Source organism: Beutenbergia cavernae DSM 12333, from assembly GCF_000023105.1.
Taxonomy (GTDB): Bacteria; Actinomycetota; Actinomycetes; order Actinomycetales; family Beutenbergiaceae; genus Beutenbergia; species Beutenbergia cavernae.
This window is the reverse complement of record NC_012669.1, coordinates 1,739,135-1,760,249: the sequence shown is the minus strand read 5'-3', so window position 1 is coordinate 1,760,249 and position 21,115 is coordinate 1,739,135. Positions and strand designations below refer to the sequence as shown.

Annotated in this window: 14 protein-coding genes and 1 pseudogene; 6 read left to right on the top strand and 9 right to left on the bottom strand. The window is 72.6% G+C overall.

What is annotated here, in order from left to right:
* The first annotated feature begins 2 nt into the window (after positions 1-2).
* Positions 3-2,357 carry an FAD-dependent oxidoreductase gene (locus BCAV_RS07705; RefSeq protein ID WP_015882027.1) on the top strand — a complete coding sequence of 785 codons (2,355 nt, stop codon included), beginning with the start codon at positions 3-5 and terminating at the stop codon, positions 2,355-2,357.
* A 132-nt stretch (positions 2,358-2,489) separates the two neighbouring features.
* Here the strand turns inward: BCAV_RS07705 and BCAV_RS23570 are convergent, their stop codons facing one another.
* Entirely contained in the window at positions 2,490-2,696 is a 207-nt protein-coding gene (locus tag BCAV_RS23570; protein ID WP_342618260.1) for a PI-PLC domain-containing protein, read from the bottom strand.
* Positions 2,697-3,254: 558 nt separating this feature from the next.
* Positions 3,255-4,478, bottom strand: a pseudogene (locus BCAV_RS23185) (endonuclease/exonuclease/phosphatase family protein); the annotation flags it as partial.
* 332 nt (positions 4,479-4,810) lie between these two features.
* On the opposite strand from BCAV_RS23185, the gene BCAV_RS07695 reads away from it, so the two are divergent.
* The 4 genes from BCAV_RS07695 to BCAV_RS07680 are packed head-to-tail and all read left to right on the top strand — an operon-like array spanning position 4,811 to position 9,488.
* Positions 4,811-5,767 (top strand): carbohydrate ABC transporter permease, encoded by a 957-nt coding sequence (locus tag BCAV_RS07695; RefSeq protein ID WP_015882025.1) that lies wholly within the window; start codon positions 4,811-4,813, stop codon positions 5,765-5,767.
* Positions 5,764-6,687, top strand: a complete 924-nt coding sequence (locus tag BCAV_RS07690; RefSeq protein ID WP_015882024.1) for a carbohydrate ABC transporter permease — start codon at positions 5,764-5,766, stop codon at positions 6,685-6,687. The genes BCAV_RS07695 and BCAV_RS07690 overlap by 4 nt, the downstream gene beginning before the upstream one ends.
* Positions 6,688-6,723: 36 nt before the next feature.
* On the top strand, positions 6,724-8,121 hold the full coding sequence (locus BCAV_RS07685; protein ID WP_015882023.1) for an extracellular solute-binding protein: 1,398 nt from the start codon (positions 6,724-6,726) through the stop codon (positions 8,119-8,121).
* The gene (locus BCAV_RS07680; protein WP_015882022.1) at positions 8,118-9,488 is read left to right on the top strand and encodes an alkaline phosphatase family protein; all 1,371 of its coding nucleotides are present in this window, start codon (positions 8,118-8,120) and stop codon (positions 9,486-9,488) included. The genes BCAV_RS07685 and BCAV_RS07680 overlap by 4 nt, the downstream gene beginning before the upstream one ends.
* A 153-nt stretch (positions 9,489-9,641) precedes the next feature.
* On the opposite strand, the gene BCAV_RS07675 is transcribed toward BCAV_RS07680, so the two are convergent.
* From BCAV_RS07675 to BCAV_RS07645, 7 genes are all read right to left on the bottom strand, one after another.
* On the bottom strand, positions 9,642-13,172 hold the full coding sequence (locus BCAV_RS07675) for an ATP-binding cassette domain-containing protein (RefSeq protein ID WP_015882021.1): 3,531 nt from the start codon (positions 13,170-13,172) through the stop codon (positions 9,642-9,644).
* A gap of 95 nt (positions 13,173-13,267) precedes the next feature.
* Entirely contained in the window at positions 13,268-14,164 is an 897-nt protein-coding gene (locus BCAV_RS07670) for a carbohydrate ABC transporter permease (RefSeq protein ID WP_015882020.1), read from the bottom strand.
* Entirely contained in the window at positions 14,164-15,129 is a 966-nt protein-coding gene (locus BCAV_RS07665) for a carbohydrate ABC transporter permease (RefSeq protein ID WP_015882019.1), read from the bottom strand. Before BCAV_RS07665 ends, BCAV_RS07670 begins: the two co-directional genes overlap by 1 nt.
* The gene (locus tag BCAV_RS07660) at positions 15,126-16,391 is read right to left on the bottom strand and encodes an ABC transporter substrate-binding protein (protein ID WP_015882018.1); all 1,266 of its coding nucleotides are present in this window, start codon (positions 16,389-16,391) and stop codon (positions 15,126-15,128) included. The genes BCAV_RS07665 and BCAV_RS07660 overlap by 4 nt, the downstream gene beginning before the upstream one ends.
* Before the next feature lie 50 nt (positions 16,392-16,441).
* Positions 16,442-18,772 (bottom strand): hypothetical protein, encoded by a 2,331-nt coding sequence (locus tag BCAV_RS21575; RefSeq protein ID WP_483458323.1) that lies wholly within the window; start codon positions 18,770-18,772, stop codon positions 16,442-16,444.
* Positions 18,773-18,904: 132 nt separating this feature from the next.
* Positions 18,905-19,921 (bottom strand): LacI family DNA-binding transcriptional regulator, encoded by a 1,017-nt coding sequence (locus BCAV_RS07650; protein WP_015882016.1) that lies wholly within the window; start codon positions 19,919-19,921, stop codon positions 18,905-18,907.
* Between the two features lie 38 nt (positions 19,922-19,959).
* A complete protein-coding gene (locus tag BCAV_RS07645) occupies positions 19,960-20,502 on the bottom strand; it encodes a MarR family winged helix-turn-helix transcriptional regulator (protein ID WP_015882015.1) in 543 nt (180 codons plus the stop codon).
* A gap of 68 nt (positions 20,503-20,570) precedes the next feature.
* Here BCAV_RS07645 and BCAV_RS07640 point away from each other — a divergent pair, with 68 nt between their 5' ends.
* On the top strand, positions 20,571-21,107 hold the full coding sequence (locus BCAV_RS07640) for a hypothetical protein (protein ID WP_015882014.1): 537 nt from the start codon (positions 20,571-20,573) through the stop codon (positions 21,105-21,107).
* Positions 21,108-21,115 lie beyond the last annotated feature (8 nt).

Below are 21,115 nucleotides of genomic sequence, written 5' to 3'. Positions count from 1 at the left end.
CCGTGCGTCATCGTGAGGAACGTGCCCAGGTCGTCGTCTGCGGAGGGGGCCTCGCCGGCGTGAGCGCCGCCGTCTCCGCTGCCCGCCTCGGCCTGCGGACCGTGCTGGTCCAGGACCGCCCCGTGCTCGGCGGGAACAGCTCCTCGGAGGTGCGGGTGGTCCCGCGCGGTGCCGGGAACTACCACGCCTATGCACGGGAGACCGGCGTCGTCGGCGATCTCCTCGAGCGCGAACGCCTGCTCAACCACGAGGAGATCTTCGAGAACGGCTTCACGAACAGCGTCTGGGACCTCACGATGTACGACCTCGTGGAGCGGACGCCGAACCTGACGCTGCACCTCAACACGGCCGTGCGCGACGTCGTACTGGGCGCGGGTCAGCGGATCGAGGCGGTGGTGGGGTACACCGCCAGCGCGGAGACCGAGACGACGTTCAGCGGCGATGTCTTCGTCGACTGCACAGGCGACGGCGTCGTGGCCGCCCTCGCCGGCGCGCCGTGGCGGATGGGCACGGAGGGTCGCGCGGAGTTCGGCGAGCCCCACGCGCCCGAGGCGGCGTCCGACGACGTCATGGGCAACTCGATCCACATCAAGACGAAGGACGTCGGGCGCCCGGTGGAGTTCGAGCTGCCTGACTGGGCCGTGCGCTACGACGACGCCGCGTTCTTCTACCGGGGAGGCCGCAGGCCGTCGACGCTCAAGGGTGGCTACTGGTGGATCGAGATCGGGGTGCCGTGGCACACGATCCACGACGCCGAGACGATCCGTCACGAGCTCACGCGGCACGCCCTGGGCGTGTGGGACTGGATCAAGAACTCCGACCCGCACCTGCGCGAGCGCGCGCGGACGTACGCGCTCGACTGGATCGGGCAGGTCCCGGGCAAGCGCGAGAGCCGCCGGATCATGGGCCAGCACCTCATGACGGAGGCCGACCTGTTCCGCGCCGAGCCGCACCGTGACGAGATCGCGTACGGCGGCTGGAACATCGACCTGCACACACCGGGCGGGCTGCTGGCCGAGACGAGCGAGCCGACGGCGGCCGAAGGGCACCTGACGACCGCGCCGGCCGCCGTCGCCGCGTACGTCGGGCCGTTCGGGATCCCCTTGCGCTCCCTGATCGCGCTGGACGTGCCGAACCTGCTCATGGCGGGGCGGAACGTGTCGGCGACGCACGTGGCCCTCGGCTCGGTCCGGGTGCAGGCGACAACGGCGATCATGGGGCAGGCCGCGGGGACGGCGGCGGCGATCGCCGTGCGCGACGGCGTGGCGGTGCACTCCGTCGCGTCGGAGGCGATCGACGCCGTGCAGCAGCAGCTGCTGCGCGACGGCGCGTTCCTGCCGTCGGTGGCGAACGCCGACCCGCTCGACCTGGCCCGGACCGCGCGGGTGCGAGCGTCGTCGACGGCGCTCGCGTACGGCGCCGACCCGGATGCCGTGGGCGTCACGGGCGGGCTCGGGAACCACTCGAAGCCCGGTGATGCGCTCGCCGAGGTGCGCGGGCAGTGGATCGCCGTCGGCACGGGGGCGGATGCACCAGGGCTCGACTCCGTCGCCGTCTGCCTGACGAACCCCACCCCGGAGGCGCGGACGATCGGCGCGCGGCTGCTCGCCGTCGACCACATCTGGGACTACCGCATCGACGACGCCCCGGTGCTCGCGAAGGCGGATCTCGTGGTGCCGCCGGGCGAGCGCGTGTGGGTCACGTGGGACGTCGCGCTCGGCGCGGACGAGCTGGGGTCCTCCGACGACGGCGTCGACGTGCGGTACGTCCGCCTCGACCTCGACGCCGACCCGGACATCTCGTGGCACCGCGCCGGCAGCGTCGTGCCGGGCTCCGTGTCGGGGGTGCGGATCGCGTCCGGCCGGATGCGCCGGTACCTCGACGCGGTGACGCTCGCGCACCGCGTGTCGCCCCCGCAGCCCGCCTGGCCTGCCTCGCAGGCGCTCACCGGCGTGACGCGTCCGCACCGGTCGACGAACGTGTGGCGCTCCGACCCGGCGCAGCCGTTCGACCAGTGGCTCGAGCTGGCCTGGGACGCCGAGCGGGAGGTCGGCCGGGTGGAGCTGACGTTCGCCGGCAGCGTGCTGCGCGAGTACGACAGGTGCCCGCCCGGGTACCGCGACCCGCAGGGCGCGCGGTCGTACTCGATCGAGGTGCTCGGGAGTGCCGGGACCGTGGACGACGGCGACTGGCGCCGGGTCCTGACGGTCACGGACAACGCCGCTCGCCGCCGCGGGCACGATCTGCCCGGCGTCGTGGCCACCCGGGCGCTCCGGCTCGTGGTGCACGCGACGAACGGCGACCCGTCGGCCGCCGTCGCCGAGGTGCGCTGCTACGCCGAGCCGCTCAGAGCCTGACCTGGTGACGCCCGGGCGACGGTCCGCGGCCCGACCCTGAAGCCACCGGAGCGGGGTCGATTCGGGAGCCGGGTGCTCCCGAATCGACCCCAGTCGCGACCGGAGGAAAGCCCGCGGCGCACCCGGCGACGCTCAGGCGTCGTCGTCGTCGAGGAACGCCTCCAGGCCGGCGAGGTCGTCGGTGTTGATGTGGTCGACGCCGGCGTCGCGCAGCTCGGCCCACACCGCGTCCCGAGCCGGGCCGGCCGCATCCGGCGTGTTCCAGAAGCGCACGCGGTACCCGGCGTCGTGCGCCTGCGCGACGTAGGCGTGCAGGGCGTCCCGCTCGCCGGCGGGCATCTCCCCCACGCCCTGCCACGTGAACAGGTTCGCCCAGTTGTCGCTCACGAGCGGCATGAGGGACGCTGGCAGGCCTGAGCCGAGGTCGCCGGAGCGGCCGTCGTAGAAGCCGTAGCGGCGGTCAGCCGCGGCCATCGTCTCGAGCGGGCGGTTCCCGCTGATCACCGCCCGGACGGGGCCGTCGTGCACGCGGCCGCGGGAGTACCGCGCGAAGAGGTCGCGATGCTCGCCGAGCGCGGCCTCGATCGCGGCGTACGTGCTCTCGGCCTCGGTCTTGATGTCGATGAGGAGCTGGAACGTCCCGTCCCACCGCGGGTACACGCTGTCGTGCCTGCCGCGCACGAGCTCGTCGAGCGGGTCGAGGTAGAGGCTCTCGAGCGTGCGCTCGGGGTCGAGGTCGACGGCGTCGTGCGCCACGAGCAGCTCGCCGTCCACCAGCCATACGTCTGCCTCGACGCTCGTGAAGCCGTGCTCGAGCGCGTCGTACAGCGGCCGGTCGTGCTCGTAGTCGTTGTGCGCGTGCGCCTGCGCGAGCGGCTCGCCCAGCACCGGGTCGCCGAGGTCCACCCACACGAGCCGGTGGTCGCTGCTCGGGAACGGGAACACGCCCGTCAGTCTGGACAGCGGATCGGCCGCCACGGGCCAGAACACGCCGGCGTCGCGCACGCGCAGGTCGCGCGAGGGCAGCACGTAGTCGGCGCGGAGGTTCCCGGGCGCGGTGTCGGCGAAGTCCGCCGTGTCGTACGCCGGGTCACCGGCGTGGGCGGTGTTGGCCCCGCCCTGCAGCGACGCCGCCTCGACGGCGCCGTCCGACGTCGGCAGCGGGTCGGTGATCCAGCGGTGGTCGAGCAGCTGGTCGATCGCGGCGTCCACGGAGTCACCGTCGAGCGGGTCGGCGTTCTGGTCCCCGACCACGACGAACGAGGCGTTCCGCGACAGACCGCCGCGCTCGCCGTCGTCGTCCACGATGTAGCGCGACGCCCTGCCGGGTGTGACGTAGTCGGCCCAGAACCGGATCTCGTCGTGGTTGCGCAGGCCGTTGCGGTCCTCCGGGCCGTCGAACGTGGGCGGCGTGGGGTGCGAGGCGAGCACGTGCACCGTGTCGCGGCCGACCCGCACCGGCACGTCCCAGTGCGACTTGCTGGAGAGCCGCACGACGTCGAGCTCCTCGGGCGTGAACCAGTCCGCGGGCTCGGGCGTGGCCGGGTCGTCCGGCAACAGAGCGCCGGGCATGTCCTTCCACAGGAACGTCTGGAACGTCCGCACGTCGCGCTCCACGATCGGGTAGCGCGACAGCACGACCATGCCGTACTGCCCCTCGAACAGCCCGAACCCCAGGGCGTCGTCGCCGCCGCCCACGGTCCCGTCGTTGTTGAGGTCGAACCCGCTCGGGATGCCGGTATTCGACGGCGCCACGTACGCGTACGGGTACTCGATCGGCTCGGCGCCGCCCTGGGAGACCTCGAGGTAGTTGTCGCGGAACAGGTCGACGGCGACGTGGTCCGGCACGTAGTCGAACTCGTTGAGGAGGACGACGTCGGGCCGGTTGCGCTGGAGGATCTCGGCGATCGTGGCGGCCTGCGCGTCGTCGGGCGTGCTGAGGTCGGCCACGAGCTCGCCGGCGGCGGCGCGGTTCAGCGACGCGTTGAACGTGGCCACGCGGAGGCTCGGGCCGCCACCCCCCGAGCCGCCTCCCGAGCCGCCTCCCGACCCGCCGCCACCGGCGGCCGCGGGCGTGACAGCGAGGGTGAGCCCGAGCGCCGCGACGGCGAGCGTGCTCAGGACGGCGACGGCGGATCGTGCGACGGCCACGTGCGTCTCCTCTGCGAGAGTCCGGCTGTGCGCCCAACGTAGGCCCGTCCGGTGACAACCGGAAGAACTGCGGGTGAGCGGGCGACATCGGCGCCTCGACGTCGCCCGCGAGCGCACCGGGCGCGCGTTCGCGGCGCCGTCGGACGCCGTTCACCTGCCGGTCCGCGGGTGGGCGGCGTCGCATTCACGGAGCGCTCCTACGTTCGTCCGGTCCGGTGCGAACTGATCAGCAGGGGAGAGCCACGCGTGCCTCAACGACCATCCACGACCCCGCGCCGCCGTGCGCCGCAGGGGGCGCGGCCGTGACCGCCGTCGTCGACCCGCCGCGCCCCGGCCAGGCAGCGGTGGCGGCGCCGTCCCGGCCGGTCACGCGGAACCGCCGCCGTTCGAACCGCCGCGAGGCCCTCCTGTTCGGCGCGCTGATCCTGCCGAACCTCGCCGCGATCCTCGTCTTCTCGTACTACCCGACGATCTACAACGTCGTGCTGAGCTTCATGGACTGGGACATGGTCGCCGCCGCCCCGGAGTGGATCGGGCTGGCCAACTACCAGGACCTGTTCACGAGCGACGACTTCTACACGGTCCTCGGGAACACGGCGATCTTCACGGGGGTCGCCGTCGTCGGGAGCCTCGCCGGCGGGCTCGCGATCGGCCAGCTGCTGTCCCAGCGGCTGAAGTTCTCCGGCTTCACCCGCACGATGGCGTTCGCTCCGCACATGCTGCCGGGCGCCGCCGTCGGCATCCTCTGGCTGTTCATGTTCGACCCCACGTACGGGCTGAGCCGTTGGTTCTTCGGGTTGTTCGGGCTCACGTCGCCCTCGTGGACGACGACGTCGGACTGGTCGATCTGGGCCATCACGATCGCGTACACGTGGCAGCGCCTCGGCTTCGTCGCGATCATCTACTACACGGCGATCCAGGACCTCCCCCGCGACGTGTACGAGGCCGCCGAGCTCGACGGCGCCCGGGGGTTCGGCCTGTTCTGGTCGATCACGCGCCCGCTGCTCTCCCCCGTCACGTTCTTCCTCACGGTGACCGGGATCATCAGCGCCGCGCAGGCGTTCGACATCATCGCGACGCTCACCGGCGGCGGGCCGGGCAACTCGAGCGCCACGCTCACGTGGATGGTCTACGAGGAGGCGTTCCAGCGGTTCGACGTCGGCACCTCCGCGGCGGCCGCGACGGTCCTCTTCCTCGTGCTGCTCGGCGTGACCATCGTCCAGACCCGAACCGCCGGCAGGCAGGTGCACTACTCATGAGCCTCGACGTCCGTCCCCTGCCCACGGCGAGCTCCGCCGTCGCCGACGCCGCCCTCTCCGCCGACGTGCCGACGACGGCGCCCCCGCGCCGGGTGCGCCGTCCTCTCGCCGTGCGTCTCGCTCTCTACGTGCTCCTGGCCCTCACGCTCACCGTGTTCGTGCTGCCGCTGGTGTGGCTGTTCACCTCGGCGGTGAAGCCGGAGCACGACATCTACGTGTACCCGCTGCAGTGGATCCCCACCGCGCTCGAGCTCGCGAACTTCTCCGACGCCTGGACGGCGGCGCCGTTCGACCGCTTCTTCCTCAACTCGCTCATCACCACCGTCTCGGGCACCACGCTCGAGGTCGGTCTCGCGGTGCTCAGCGCCTACGCGTTCGCGTTCGTGCGGTTCCGCTGGAAGACGCCGCTGTTCCTGCTGATGCTCGGCTCGATGATGCTCCCCGGGCACGTGACGCTGCTCGTCAACTACATCACCGTGGGCAACCTCGGGTGGCTGAACACCTACCTCGGCATCGTCCTGCCCGGCATCGGCAGCGCGTTCGCGATGTTCCTCATCTACCAGCAGATGCGCCGCGTCTCCGACGAGGTGGTGGACGCCGCGAAGCTCGACGGCGCAGGTCACCTCCGGCGGATGTGGAGCGTCGTCATCCCGATGAGCCGCCCGATGATCCTCACCGGCACGCTCATCGTGATGTTCGCCAAGTGGAACGACTACGTGTGGCCGCTCATCGTGACGAGCACCGTGGACATGCGCACGCTGCCCATCGGCCTCATGTTCCTGCGTAGCCAGGAGGGCTACACCAACTGGGGCGCGATCATGGCCGGCACCGTGATGGTGGCGCTGCCGATGCTGCTCATCTTCTTCGTCGCCCAGCGGCGCATCATCGGCGGTCTCGCCGCGGGTGCGACCAAGGGCTGACCCGGACCCATCCCCACCCACCTTCAGGAGACATCCATGCCTTCGCCCAGCTCGCTCCATCTGTCCCGCCGCACCCTCCTGTCCACGCTCGGTGTCTCGGCCGCCGGCCTCGGGCTCGCCGCCTGCGGCGCGCCGGGCGGCGGCTCGGGCGGGTCGGGCGCGGAGAGCAGCTCGAACCTGCGCGACGGGTTCAGCCAGGCGCCCGTCACCAACGTCCCGTCGCAGTACTCGGGCCGCACGAACATCCTGTTCTGGGCGCCGTTCACCGGCGTGAACTTCGAGGTCGTGCAGGAGCAGTTCACGGCGTTCAACGACTCGCAGGACGAGATCTACGCGGCCGCCGAGTCCCAGGCCGACTACGCGACGCTCAACCAGAAGTTCACGGCGGCGCTGCAGGCACGCCAGGTGCCGGACATCGTGTGCTTCCCCGAGATGCAGTGGCTCCAGTTCCACTTCTCGGACGCGCTCGCACCGCTCGACGGCTACTTCGACGACGAGTGGTCGCTCGACGTCTACCTCGACAACTACGTCGGCGAGGGCGTCGCGGCCGGCCAGACGTACGTCGTGCCGTTCGCCCGCTCGACGCCGCTCTTCTACTTCAACAAGACGCGGTTCCTCGAGCTCGGGCTTCCCGAGACCGGCCCGGCGACCTGGGACGAGTTCGCGGAGTTCGCGCCCGAGCTGAAGAGCATCAGCGTGGCCGGCCAGCCGCTCATGCCCATGGCGTTCGGCACGGGCGACAACTGGTACGGCCAGGCGCACGCGTGGGCGTGGGGCGGGGCCCTCTCGGACGACCTCACCGTCACGGTGGACTCCGAGCAGATGCACGACTGGCTCACCTGGAAGGCGGGCTTCATCCACGACGACGGCTTCGGGTACATGGCGCAGTCCGCGATGACCGACTTCCAGACCGGCCTCGCGGCGGCATGCCACGGGTCGACGGCGTCGCTGCGCGGCGCCACCGAGGCGTCGGACTTCGAGATCGGGACGGCGTTCATGCTCGGCAAGCTCGAGGACTCCACCAAGGTGCCCACGGGCGGTTCCGGCCTGTCCATCGTCAAGGCCGAGTCCCAGGAGCGCCAGGACGCATGCGCCGAGCTGTTCCGGTTCCTCGCCGACCCCGAGATGTCCGCGCAGTGGCACGCCGGAACCGGCTACCTGCCGATCGTCAAGGCGTCGCACGACACCGCGACGGTGCAGGACCTCGTGGCCGCCGACCCCAACTTCGGCGTGGCGCTCGCGCAGCTGCCGAACGCGCAGACCGCTGACCAGCCGGTCTGGTACCAGTCCGGCGCCACGGAGCTCGGCGCGGCGATGGCGCAGGTGTACGGCGATAACGCCGACGTCGCCGGTGTCCTGGGCGGCCTGCAGGCCACGTTCGAGGAGGTCATCGAGGACAACCGCGAGGACCTCGAGGAGGTCATGTCCGCATGAGCGCACCTCACAAGCTGCTCGTGGTGTCGGTGGACGCGATGGTGGGTGACGACGTCGAGTTCGCCCGCACGCTCCCCGCGTTCGGCCGGCTGCTGCGCGATGCGGCGACGGCGCAGATCGAGGCCGTCTTCCCGACGCTCACGTACCCCAACCACACCGCACAGCTCACGGGAGCCGGGCCGGCGTCGTCGGGCATCTACAACAACACCCAGTTCCAGCCGCACGAGGCGGACCCGGACTGGTTCTGGTCGGCTCACCACGTGCGCGTGCCGACGCTGCTCGACGCCGCCCGCCGCGCGGGTCTGCGCACGGCTGCGGTGCAGTGGCCGGCGACGGCGCACGCCGACATCGACACGCTGGTGCCCGAGATCTGGGACCGGGAGTACTGGGGCGGCGTCCAGGAGATGTACCGGGCGACCGGTTCGCCCGACGTGTGGGAGACGTACGTGGCGAAGCACGTGGACCTCGTCGTGTGGGAGCCGAAGCGGGACTTCAACGACTTCGCGTGCGCGGTCGCGGCGGACGTGCTGGAGCGGGAGCGCCCGGACGTGATGGTCCTGCACCTCGTGGCTGTCGACGCCGCCCGGCATGCCACCGGGCCGTTCTCGCCACAGGTGCACGACGCCCTGCGCCGCATCGACGGGTACCTGGGGCGACTGCTCGACGTGCTCGAGCACACCGGGGAGCTGGAGCGCACGAACGTCGTGCTGGTGAGCGACCACGGGCACCTCGCCGTCGAGCAGCACACGCAGCTGAACGCGGTGTTCGCCGAGCGCGGGTTCCTCCGGATCGACGGCGCGGGGCGGCTGCTCGACTACGACGTGATCTGCCACAGCGCGGGTCTGTCCGGGCAGCTGTTCCTCGCGGAGGACCTCTCCCCCGCGCGGCTGGCCGACGTCGCCGCCCTCCTGCGGGACCTCGAGGCGGATCCGCAGTACCGGATCGCGGCGATCCACACGGCTGCCGAGGCGGCGTCGCGCTACGGGCTCGACGGCCCGTTCGCGTACGTCGTGGAGTCGGAGCCGGGGGTCCTCGTCGGGCGGGACTGGACGAGCCGGCCGGTGGTGCGCCGCGAGGACGCCGACTTCGCGGGGTACCTCGGGAACCACGGCCACGCCCCGCAGCACGGGGGCAGCCGGTGTTCCTCGCGACCGGGCCGTCGTTCGCGCCGGGGGCGGACGCGGGGCGCCGTTCGATCCTCGACGAGGCGCCGACGTTCGCCGCGGTGCTCGGCCTGGAGCTGCCGGACGCCGAAGGCTCCGCGATGTCCGAGCTGCTCGTCGGCGCTGGCGTGGGGGCGGCCCAGCCCGCGTAAGAGCCCGGTGCTGTGCGGCGCGGTGGGTGATGGCCGCGACCTACGGCACTGACCCACCACGCGGGTCACTGCCGTAGGCCCACGCCACCGCCGCAGCCCTCCGCGCTACGGCAGTGACCCGCCACACGGGTCACTGCCGTAGGCCCGCGACATTGCCGCAGCGCCGCAGTACTTTCGCCGCTCCAGCCACTCCGCTGGGGCGGCGTCAGCCGGCGAGGTGACCCCAGCGGCCGGCGAGCTCGCGCCACGGCCCGACGGCGGCGACCGCACCGTCGGCCAGCACCACGACCCGGTCGGCCCGTGCGAGCGCGGCGCGCTTCGACGTCGCACCCACCACCGTCGTGCCGCGCTCGCGCAGGGAGTCCCAGAGCTCGATCTCGGTCGCGGCGTCGAGCGCGCTCGACACGTCGTCGGCGAGCAGCAGCTCGGAGTCCGTCGCGAGAGCGCGAGCCAGCGCGAGGCGCTGCACCTGCCCACCGGAGAGGCGCACGCCGCGATGCCCGACGACGGCGTCCGCACCGCCGGCGTCCTCGACGTCCATCGTCAGCCGGGCCGCGTCGATCGGTCCGGCCACGTCGCGCTCCGCGTGATCGAGGCGCACGTTCTCCGCGAACGTGCCCGAGAGCACGCGCGGCACCTGAGCCACGTGCGCCACCCGGCCGGGGCGCAGGAAGAGCTGCGCGTCGTCCACCTCGGCCCCGTTCCACGTGACACTGCCAGTGTGCTCCATGAGGCCGGCCAGCGACGAGAGCAGGCTCGACTTGCCGGAGCCCACCTGGCCGAGCAGCAGCACCAGCTCTCCGCGGTGGACAGCCAGGTCGACGTTCTCGACGCCGATCGTGCCGTCGTCGTGCACCGCCGTGAGACCGCGCAGCTCGAGCGCCCGCAGCTGCTCGCGCGCTGCCGCCGACGGCGCCGGCGCACCGCCCGTGCTCAGGTCGACATCCGGCGGCAGCACCGTGAGGTCCGTGCCTCCGGCGAACGCGCCCGTGGACCTCTGCCACGCGCGCGTGCCCGGCGCCTCCGTGACGACGGCGCCCGCCACCACGCCGAACCAGTTGAAGCCGCTCACGGCTGCCGCGACGAGCAGCGTCGTGGCGAGGTTCCACGTCCCGGACAGCAGCGCTGCCCACGCCACGACCACCCCTGCCTGGACGGCGATGACCGGGACGCCGTCGAGCACCGCCTGCACGCGGTGCTCGAACACCGCCGCACGGACGCGCCCGGCGTCGACGCCGCGCAGGTGGTCGTGCACCTGCGGCGTGCGGGCCGCGAGCTTGACGGTCCGGGCGGCGTCCAGGGCCGAGACCAGCGCGCGGCCGAACCGGGCTCTCGCCGTCGAGGCCCGCGCCGCCGTCCGGCCCGCGATCGGTCGGCCCGCCACCGCGCAGACCGCGGTGACCACCAGCACCGCGAGCAGCACAGCGCCGGCGAGGAGCGACCCGCTCAGCAGGGTCGTGACCACCACGATCACCAGGCCGTTGGTCAGGTCCACCCACCGGTCGGCGTACCGGACGTACCGGTCGGCGTCGAGCGCGCGTGCGACGACCTCCCCCGGCGGTGTGCGGCGCAGCCGGTGCTGGTTCGTCTGCCCGACGAGCACCGCCGTGCGGATGCGCAGCAGCACCTCGACCCACCACTTCGGGTAGATGCGCATCGCGCCCGCGTGGCACAGGGGCACCACGAGCAGCAGCACCGCCATCACGCCGACGAGCACGGCCGGCGTGGCGCCGCGCTCCAGGTCGGTCACGGCGCGGCCCCAGAGATAGCCGGTGATCGCGCCCTGCGCGGAGACCAGGCTCGCCACCAGGAACAACGCGCCGCCGAGGATCCCCCACCGGGGCCGGACGAGCAGCGCGTGCGCGATGCCGCGAGCGAGGCTCGGGCCGGTGCCGGGGTCCGGCAGGTCGGGCGGCGGGCCCGTCCGACGGCGGGCGCCCACCGCCGTGTCGAGTGTCGCGTGGTCCTCGCCGGCCGAGCCGCCACCGTGCTCGGCCTCGGCGACGCGGCTCGCCTCGAGCAGCGAGCGGAACGGCCCGTCCTGGGCGGCCAGCGCGACGCGCGCGCCTTGCTGCACGACGCGGCCGTGATCGAGCACGACCACGAGCTCCGCACGCTCGACCGTGCCCAGCCGGTGCGCGACGAGCACACCCGTGCGCCCCCCGAGCAGCCGCTCGGAAGCCGCGATGACCCGGGCCTCGGTGAGCGGATCCATGCGTGCGGTGGCCTCGTCGAGGACGACGACCTGGACGTCGGCCACCAGCAGGCGGGCGAACGCGACGAGCTGCTCCTCACCCGCGGACAGCGAGGTCCCGCCCGGACCGAGGAGCGTGTCGAGCCCGTCGGGCAGTCCGGCCACCCAATCCGTGAGGCCGAGCTCGGCCACCGCCGCCTCGACGTCGGCGCGCGGGAGGTGGGCGAAGAGCGTGATGTTCTCGGCCAGCGTGCCGGCGAGGATCTCGGTGCGCTGCGTGACGACGCCGACGCGGCGGCGCAGATCCTGCAGGTCGAGGTCGCGCACGTCGTGCCCGCCGAGGAACACCGTGCCGGGCTCGGGATCGACGGCGCGCGACAGGAGCGAGGCGAGCGTCGACTTCCCCGACCCGGTGCGCCCGACGAGCGCCACGGTGTGCCCGGCCGGCACGCGCAGCGACACGTCCTGCAGGGCGAACGTGCCCTCGGCGTAGGCGAAGTGCAGGTCCCGCAGCTCGAGGTCGAGCGGCTCGTCGGGCAGGGTGCGCCCGCCCGTGGGCTCCGACTCGGCCTCGAGGAGCTGGCGCACGCGGATCGCGGCGCCCACGCCCTCCTGCAGGTCGGGCAGGTGGTGGGCGAGCTGGTCGACCTGACCCACGAACGTCGACGTGACGAGGAACAGCGTGACGAGCTGCCCCACGGAGACGTCGCCGCCGACGGCCAGGGCCGCGCCGCTGACGGCGACCCCGGCGAGCAGCGCGTGGAGCAGGCTGCCGGCACGCCACGTCATCGACGTCTCGACCTGCAGCACGCGGTCGAGCGTGCGGTGCACGGCGGCCGACATCTCGGCGAGCCGTCGCACCGCGAACGCCTGCCCGCCGCTGGTGCGCAGATCGTCCCGCGCGGCGACGGCCTCCTCGAACGCGGCGGCGTTGTCCGTCCAGGCACGCTCCTCGACGACCTTGCGGCGCGCGATCTCGCCGAGCATGGGCCGCACCACGAGCAGCGTGACGGCCGCGAGCGCGGGGAAGAGGATCCACGCCGGCCACCAGGTGAGGCCGGCGACGATCCACAGCGGCAGGGATCCGACGAGCGTGCGGCCCATCCCCCACATCTGGCGACGCACCAGGGTGCCGAGGGCGTGCGTGTCGTCGTCGACCCGGTCGAGCACCTCGCCGACGGCCTGCTCCGTGAGCGCGGCGAGCGGCTGGTGCAGCGCGGCGCTCAGGAGGTCGCCGCGCAGCCGGCCCTCGGCCTTGTCGACGACGCCGGCCCAGCTCACGTACCCGAGGGTGTCGAGCAGCGCCGCCCCGACGAGGCACCCGGCGAGCAGGAGGACGCCGGCCGCCGTCGCCTCCTGGGCGAGGCGTCCCGCCACGACCGTGCCGAGCGCCGTCCCGACCGTGGCGACGGCGAGCGCGAGCAGCGCCAGCACCGTCACCACTCCGCGGAGACGCCGCCAGTCGAGACGACGCGACGGGTCGATCGCCCGGCGCGCGGGCGCGGCCTGGTCTCGGGTGGGTGCGAGGGGAGCGTCGATCATGACGCTGTGAACTGTAGGTCGCCGCACCCACACGGCGCCCGTCCTTATCGCTGCGCACGGAGTCGACGGGTCGACAGCGGCAGGATCAACCGGTTCTACTTGATCCCGGTCGTTGCGATGCTTTCGATGAACCGTCGCTGCACGACGACGAACGCGATCACCATCGGGATGAGCGCGAGCACCGACCCGGCCATGAGCGGCCCGTACTCGATGACGTGCTGACCGCGGAACAGCGCCAGGCCCACGGGCAGGGTCGTCGACTGCGGGTCGCTCATGACGATGAGCGGCCACAGCAGGTCGTTCCAGTTGCCGACCAGGTTGAACATGAAGATCGTCAGCAGCGCCGGGCCGGCGAGCGGGAACATGATCGACCGGAAGATCCGCACCTCCGAGGCGCCGTCGATCCGGGCGGCGTCCTCGAGGTCCTTCGGCAGGGCGAGGAAGTACTGCCGGAGGAAGAAGATCCCGAACGCGTCGGCGATCCGGGGCACGATCAACCCGTGCAGGGTGTTCACCCACCCGAGGTCGATCAACAACGAGTACACCGGCACGAACGTCACCTGGATCGGGACGAGCAGCGTGGCGACGAGCGCCACGAACACGAACGTCCGGCCCGGGAAGTCGAACCGCGCGAGCGCGTAGCCCGCCATCGCGTCGATCACCACGGAGACGCACGCCACCACCCCGGCGAACACGACGGTGTTGAGGAACAGCCGCCCGAACGGGATGAGCTGCCAGATCTCGACGTAGTTCTCGAACGTGACGTTCGTCGGGATGAGCGACGACGGACTGCCCACGAGGTCGCCCTGCGTGCGCAGCGAAGCGCTCAGCATCCATGCGAGCGGCAGGAGCACGACGGCGGACGCCGCGGCCAGGGCGAACCACGTCACCAGCGTGCGTGTCGCCGTCGTCGCCCGCGCGCGACCGGCGCGGAACGGCCCCGCCGGGCGCGACGGCGAGGTGCTACGAGAGGGAAGGGTCGCCGTCGTCATCAGTACTGCACCACGCGCTTCGAGAAGTACCGCATCTGGATGAGGCTGAGCGTGAGCACGATGAGCACGAGCACCCACGAGACCGCCGTCGCGTACCCGACGTCGAAGTCGCGCACCGCCGACCCGTAGATGAGCATGACCAGCGTCTCGGTCCGGAAGTACGGGCCGCCGGCCGTCATCACGTAGATCTGGTCGAACGCCTGGAACGAGAAGACGGCGGCGATGACGACGACGAACATCGTCGTGTTCGCCAGCAGCGGCCACGTCACGTTCCGGAACTTCTGCCACGCGCCGGCGCCGTCGAGCAGGGCGGCCTCCTCCAGGTGGCCCGGGATCTGCTGCAGCCCCGCGAGGTACATCACCATGAAGAACCCGACGTTTCGCCAGATGCCGACGAACATGACGGCGGCCATCGCGAACTCCGGGTCGCGCAGCCCGTCCCCGATCGAGATGCCGAACCACCGCAGCCAGGACGTCAGCATCCCGATCTGGGGATCGACGAGGGCGGCCCACGCGATCGACGTGATCCCGAGCGACGCGACCCACGGGAAGAACAGGATCGCCCGGAACGCGGCGCGGCCGCGCATCGGCCGGTTGAGCAGCAGCGCGAGGCCGAGGGCGATCGCCACCGACACCGGCGCCGTCACCGCCGTGTACACCGCGGTGTTGCGGAGAGCGCCCCAGAAGCGCTCGTCGTCGGCCAGCCGGATGTAGTTGTCGAGCCCGACCCAGTTCGTCACGGGCAGGAACGCCTCGTCGGTGAACGACGTCCGCAGCGCGTTGGCGATCGGCCAGAAGACGAAGACGGCGAGGATCAGGACCGCGGGCAGCAGGAACGCCACGGCCGTGCGCGTGCGGCGGCGCTCGATCGTCGAGCGTCGTCCCACGCGCCGCCCGCCGGGCCCACCCGCGCTGCCGCGGGCGGGCGCCGACGGGGCGGACGCCGAGGGAAGGGCCGCCGTCATTCGCCGAGCGTCTCGATCTGGGAGTCGAGCTGCTCCGCGGCCTCCGGGAAGAGGTCGGCAGCCGTGCCCTCACCGGCGAGGACGCGCTGGATCGTCGGGGTGACGACGTTCGCGTCGAGGTCGGCGAAGTTGAGCAGCCCGGCCTGGTAGAAGCGCGGTCCGATGGCCTCCGTGAACGCGGCCGACGTCGGGTTCTCGGCCAGGTCCGACGCCGGGATGTCCGTGCGGTTCGGCGGGTACGACGTCCCGACCGCCCACGTCGTCTGCGCCTCGGGCGAGTTCCAGTGCGTGACGAACGCGCGCGCGGCCTCCCGCTCGGCGTCCGTCGCGTTCGCGTCGAGGTGCATGTTGACGATGACCGCCGGGCTGAACTGCCCCGAGGTCCCTGCCGGCAGCGGCGCGACCTCCCAGTTGATCCCGGCCTCCGTGAGCCCGGAGCTCAGCCACGGCCCGGTCATGTGCATCGCGGCGCTCCCGGCGAGCATGAGCGCGTCAGCGTCGGCCCCGGAGAGCCCGGCCGGGGAGATGCCCTCGTTCTGCACCAGGTCGGTCCAGAACTCCATGGTGGCCACCGTGGCGTCGTCGCCCAGGAGCGAGGCGCTCGAGTCGTCCGTGAAGATGCCGCCGCCGTCGGCCCAGAACAGCGTGGGCCACAGCGAGAGCGCCTCGTGGTCGGCGATGGGCAGGCCGTACTGGTCGCCCTCGGTGAGCTGGACGGCGACGTCGGCCAGCTCTGCCCACGTCTCGGGCGGTCCCTCGATGCCGGCCGCGGCGAAGATGTCCGCGTTCCAGTAGAGCATCCCGGCGCCCGCGCTCATCGGGACGCCGTACTGGACGCCGTCGTACATGTTCGCCTCGAGGCTCGCCTCGGGCAGCGTGGCCGCGTCGAGCGCGCCGTCGCCGTAGAAGTCGTCGACGGGTGCGAGGACGCCGCGCTCCACGTACGCCGGCGTGCGGGCCGGGTCCATCGCCACGAGCGTCGGCCCCTCGCCGGCCTGGTAGGCGGGCATGAGCTTGGAGTACATCGTGTCCCAGGGCTGGATCTCCATCCGCACCCGGTAGTCGTCCTGGGAGTCGTTGAACTCAGCGACGAGCTGCTCCACGATCGGGCGGTCGGAGCTGGTGAAGCCGTTCCAGAACGTGATCTCGACGGGACCGGCCTGGCCGCCGTCGTCCCCGGCGTCGCCGCCGCCGCTCGCGCACGCGGCGAGGGTCAGCGCGCCGGCCGCGGCGAGCGCCGCGACCCTGATGAGCTTGCTCATGGTGCTCTCCTTCGAGTGATGAGACGTGCCCTCTGCTGGCGGGTGGTGCGTCAGGTCGTGCCGTCGGGCGTGCGTTCGAGGTGGACGAGGGCGACGGCGACCGGCGGGACGGTCAATCCCGTGACGCCGCCGTCGGTCCCGGTCTCGGGATCCAGGTGCGCCGGCGTCCAGGGGAACGGGTCCGGGTCCACGGGCGAGGCGCGGTCGAACACCTGCGGCCCGACGAGCAGCTCCGCGCTCGCCCGGCCCCAGCCGTCAGGTCGGCGGAGCCGCACGTGCCGTGGCGCGCCGAGGCGGCGGTTCACGGCCATGACCACGAGGCGCGACGCGTCGGGCGAGAGGAGCCCGAGGACGTCGACGTCGGGCACGTCGCGCTCCGGCACGCCGAGATCGGTGCCGATGGCGACGTCGTGGCCCGGGCCGTGCGTCTCGATCCCGACCGGCGTCCAGCCGGCGAACTCGCGGAGCCGCACGACGACGTCGACCACCGGGTCCGTGTACACGACCCCGGCGCCCTTCTTGATCGCGCCGCCGTGGTGGAAGCCGTTCGCGCTGGCCGACTCGATGCGCTCGCCGAACCGGATGGCCGTCGCGAGCATCGTCGCGCCCCACACCGCGCCCCCGACGTTCTCCACGTTGATCCGCGCGGGGTTCTCGCCGATCGGCCCCCACTCCGTGATGGAGAGCCGGATCGGCGGGTCGGCGCGGACGGCGTCGCACTCGGCGAGCAGGCGCGGCAGGCTCTCGCGCTCCGCGGTGACCACCTGCGCCATGACGGCGGCGTGGGCCTCGTCTTCGGAGACGCCCTCGAGGCCGCGGTCGTTGATCGGGAGCGGGTGCAGGGAGATCACGTCGACGTCGCCCGCCGCCTGGCGGAGCAGCTCGCTGTGCCAGCGCCCGTCGCACGCGACGTCGTCGTGCGCGACGCTCGGCGGCACGAGGTCGGACCAGTTGCCGCACGCGTGCAGGCGGAGCGGGATCGGGCTGACGGCGCGCATCGCCGTCGCGAACTGGGCGAACCTCCGGGCGTTCTCCTCGGAGCCCGTGAAGCCGCCCTGCCAGGCGCCGAAGTTCTCGTTGCCGACCTCCCACACCGTGACGCCGTAGGGCTCCGGGTGCCCGTTCGCCGCGCGCAGGCGTCCCATCGGGGTGTCCGGGGCGCCGTTGCAGTACTCGACCCAGGCCGCCGCCTCCTCGGGCGTGCCCGTGCCCGTGTTGACGGTGATGTGCGGCGTCGCGTCGAGCAGCTCGCAGAGGCGGAGGTACTCGTCGGTGCCGATGAGGTTCGTCTCGAGGCCGCCCCACGCCGGGTTGGCGCGGGTGGGCCGCAGGTCGAGCGGGCCGACGCCGTCGCGCCAGTGGTAGTGGCTCACGAAGTTCCCGCCGGGCCAGCGCAGCTCGCCGATGCGGGCGCGGCGGGCGATGTCGAGGATCTCGGGGTCGAGGCCGTGGACGTGGTCGGTCGGGAGCACGCTGATGCGGTCGACGACGACGGCGTCCCCGCCGTGGTCGAGCACGTACAGGTCGCAGGGTTCGTGCCGGGCGAGCGCGTCGCCGTCGACCTCGAGGATCACGTCCTGCGGCCCCCAGTCGTGGGGACCGACGGCGATCGTCGCGTTCGCGAGCACCTGCCCGGCAGGGCGGGCCGGCGCCGTCGAGAGCCGACGGCGCAGGCCGACCTCGACGTGCGCGAGGGTGGTTTCCGCGCGCGCCCAGAGCCGCACGTGGACCCGGCGCGTGCGGTGGGTCGGGACGTACACGGCCTGCCGGATGCCGGCGACCGTGCCGTCGAGCGGCACCGTCGCCCGCCCGAGGTGCGCGACGCCGTCGTCCGCCGCGCCGCCGTCGTCTGCCGCGCCGCCCGGCCCGTCGATCCGCACCGCTCCCCCGACGCGACCGACGGCGCGCCGCACCGCTCCCGGGCGGCCGAGGGCTCCCCAGCCGAGCGGCAGCCCGCGCGCCGTCTCGTCGTCGAAGAGCGTCACCGACCACCCGCTCGCGAGCGGCGAGGAGACCCACCGGTGGCGGATCGGCGTCGGGTCGCCGAGCGCCCACGCCACGGCTGCGTCGGCGTTCGCCCGGAGCTGGGCGATCTGGTCGGCACGGAGGTGATGGTCGGGGTGGAACGTCGGGTTCACGACGAGCTCGGCGCTCAGCCCACCGATCGTGGCGTACGACATGTGCTCGAGGAACTGGGAGAACAGCAGGGTGCTGACGGGCACGCCGCGGGTGTCGAGGGCGAAGGTGACGGCGACGTCGTCTGTGGCGACGTTGTCCGCGACGGCGCCGTCGGAGGTGCCGCCGTTGCTGGACGCGGTGCCGGCGGTGCTCGGGGAGAACCGGTGCAGCGCGCCCCCGGCCGTGGGAAGTGTGACGGGCATCGACACCGAGAAGCTCCTTCGCCTCGTGCGTTCGCTAGTACAACGGTGTATTAGTGCAGGTCGTGACCGTACAACGGTGTACTACGAAGCGTCAAGAGGCACCTCGTGCGCACTGGCGGGCGCGAGTGGAGGTCAGGCGGAGCGCGTCGACGACGCGCGGACGACGAGCGTGGCCCCGATCTCGACGGCGCTCGTCGGGGGCGGGGTGTCCGCCCGGAGGCGTCGGACGAGGAGGCGGACGGCCTCGTGGGCGGTGCGCGCACGGTCCACGGCGACGGAGGTCAGCGGCGGGACGGCGTGGGCGGCGTCGTCGATGTCGTCGAAGCCGACGACGGCGACGTCGTCCGGCACCCGGACACCCGCCTGCGCGAGGGCGCCGAGGGCGCCGATCGCGATGGAGTCGGAGAACGCGAAGACGCCGTCGAACGTCGTGCCCCGCTCGAGGATCGCGGAGAGGGACTGAGCTCCGGCCGCCATGGTCCAGGCGGAGGTCGGGACCACGAGGTCGGGGTCGACGTCGACGCCGCGGGCGGCGAGCGCATCCGCGTAGCCGGCCGTGCGCTCCCCCGCGTTGCCGGTGGTCTCGCCGGGCATGCCGCCGAGGGCGACGATGCGCCGGCAGCCGACGTCGAGGAGGTGATTCACGGCGAGGCGAGCGCCGGTGGCGTTGGCGAGATAGACCTGGTCGACGTCGTCGCCGATGCGGCGGTCGCCGAGGACCACGATCGGGAAGCCGCGGGGGGCGCTCTCGGGCGCGACGTCGGCCTGTGAGGTCGGGGCGACGATCGCGCCGTCGAGGAGGTGCGCGCCCGTGCCGATCATGTGGTCGACGGCGACGTGCTCGACGTGCTCCACCTGCTCGATGACGACCCGCAGCCCCTCCTCGGCGGCGGCGCGGATGACCTCGTCCGCGAGCTCGGCGAAGTACTGCAGGCGGAGCTCCGGCAGGGCGAGGCCGATGACGTCGGTCCGGTTGGTGCGCATCTGCCGCGCCGACACGTTGAGCCGGTAGCCGAGGTCCTCGATGGCCTCGACGACCCGGGCGCGCGTCTCGGGGCGGATGTACGGGTACTCGCCGCTGACGACGTTCGAGACGGTCTTCACCGACACGCCGGCGCGCTTCGCGACGTCGCGCATCGTCACAGCCATGCCGCACCCCGCCTCCGTTGCCTGTCGTGCGCCGGACGCTACACCGTCGGCCCGCGCTCCGGACGCCCCGCCGACTCCTGCCGCTGTCGGGCGATCGCCGCCGCCTGCTCGCGCAGCACGGCGCTCGTCCGGTCCACCCATTCCGCGACGACGAGCAGCTGCTCCGGCGTGAAGTGCGACGTCACCTCGGCCATGCCCGACTGCAGACCGCCGATCGCCACAGCGACCTCGGGCGACGCCGTCGCCGTCGCGGAGATGACGAGCCGCCGCCTGTCCGCCGCGTCCCGCGTGCGTTGCGCGAGCCCGGCCCCCTCGAGGCGGTCGACGAGCCCGGTGATCGCTCCGGCCGTGAGCCCGGTGCGCGTCGCGAGCTCGGACGCCGACATCGGCCCCTCACGCCGCACGATGCCCAGCGCCTTGTTGTCCGCCGCGGAGAGGCCGAGGAGCGACCCGAGCGCTTCGTGGAAGAGGACGACGGCGTCGCTCAGGTCGGTGCCGAGCCTCGCCGCCGCGTCGGGTGCGCCGGGTGCGCCTCGGGAACCGGGCACGCCGGCCGAGCCGTCGTCCGGTGACTTCGTCATGGCGCCATCCTCCACCCTCACGTATAGTTTAGTGTACTGAATTATTCAGACAACCGAAGGATAGATCGATGACACGGGGATGGTCCCAGGCGAGCGCGACGTTCGGCGTCGCGCTCCGCTTCTTCTTTCGCCACTACGCAGCGATCGCCGCGTTCGGGGCGCTCGCGTCGGCGCAGCGGTTCCTCGCCGTCTCGGGCGACGAGCGATTCGCGTTCGCCGGCGGCGTGGGAGGCGAGGTGTTCACGGCGGTCGTCCGGCTGATGTTCCTGGCATGGCTCGTGCGCACGTTGTTCCGCGCCGAACGGGCCATGCCATGGGCGCAGCTGGGCCGGCGGCTGTCCCGCTTCGTCGCCGGGAACGCACCGATGCTGCTGGCGAGCGCAGCGATGCTCGTCGGACTGACGCTCGTCTTCAAGGTGGTCCCGGAGCTGCTCGCCGCCGACCTGAGCCCGGACGCTCACGCGACGTTCCTCTCGTGGGAGCTCGCGATCAAGAACGTGACGGTCATCCCGTTCGTCATGGTGTGGGTGACGACGATCGCGCGGGAGGCGCTGCGCGCGTCCGACCACGCGACCGACCGCGAGCGGGAGCCCGCGTCGGCCTGACGGCCCCT

Excerpts from the sequence above, each read along its gene's own strand:
- BCAV_RS07645 (WP_015882015.1), bottom strand. The coding sequence starts at position 20,502 with ATGACGAAGTCACCGGACGACGGCTCGGCCGGCGTGCCCGGTTCCCGA.
- BCAV_RS07690 (WP_015882024.1), top strand. The coding sequence starts at position 5,764 with ATGAGCCTCGACGTCCGTCCCCTGCCCACGGCGAGCTCCGCCGTCGCC.
- BCAV_RS21575 (WP_483458323.1), bottom strand. The coding sequence starts at position 18,772 with ATGCCCGTCACACTTCCCACGGCCGGGGGCGCGCTGCACCGGTTCTCC.
- BCAV_RS07665 (WP_015882019.1), bottom strand. The coding sequence starts at position 15,129 with ATGACGGCGGCCCTTCCCTCGGCGTCCGCCCCGTCGGCGCCCGCCCGC.
- BCAV_RS07640 (WP_015882014.1), top strand. The coding sequence starts at position 20,571 with ATGACACGGGGATGGTCCCAGGCGAGCGCGACGTTCGGCGTCGCGCTC.
- BCAV_RS07670 (WP_015882020.1), bottom strand. The coding sequence starts at position 14,164 with ATGACGACGGCGACCCTTCCCTCTCGTAGCACCTCGCCGTCGCGCCCG.
- BCAV_RS07660 (WP_015882018.1), bottom strand. The coding sequence starts at position 16,391 with ATGAGCAAGCTCATCAGGGTCGCGGCGCTCGCCGCGGCCGGCGCGCTG.
- BCAV_RS23570 (WP_342618260.1), bottom strand. The coding sequence starts at position 2,696 with ATGCCCGCCGGCGAGCGGGACGCCCTGCACGCCTACGTCGCGCAGGCG.
- BCAV_RS07675 (WP_015882021.1), bottom strand. The coding sequence starts at position 13,172 with ATGATCGACGCTCCCCTCGCACCCACCCGAGACCAGGCCGCGCCCGCG.
- BCAV_RS07685 (WP_015882023.1), top strand. The coding sequence starts at position 6,724 with ATGCCTTCGCCCAGCTCGCTCCATCTGTCCCGCCGCACCCTCCTGTCC.
- BCAV_RS07680 (WP_015882022.1), top strand. The coding sequence starts at position 8,118 with ATGAGCGCACCTCACAAGCTGCTCGTGGTGTCGGTGGACGCGATGGTG.
- BCAV_RS07650 (WP_015882016.1), bottom strand. The coding sequence starts at position 19,921 with ATGGCTGTGACGATGCGCGACGTCGCGAAGCGCGCCGGCGTGTCGGTG.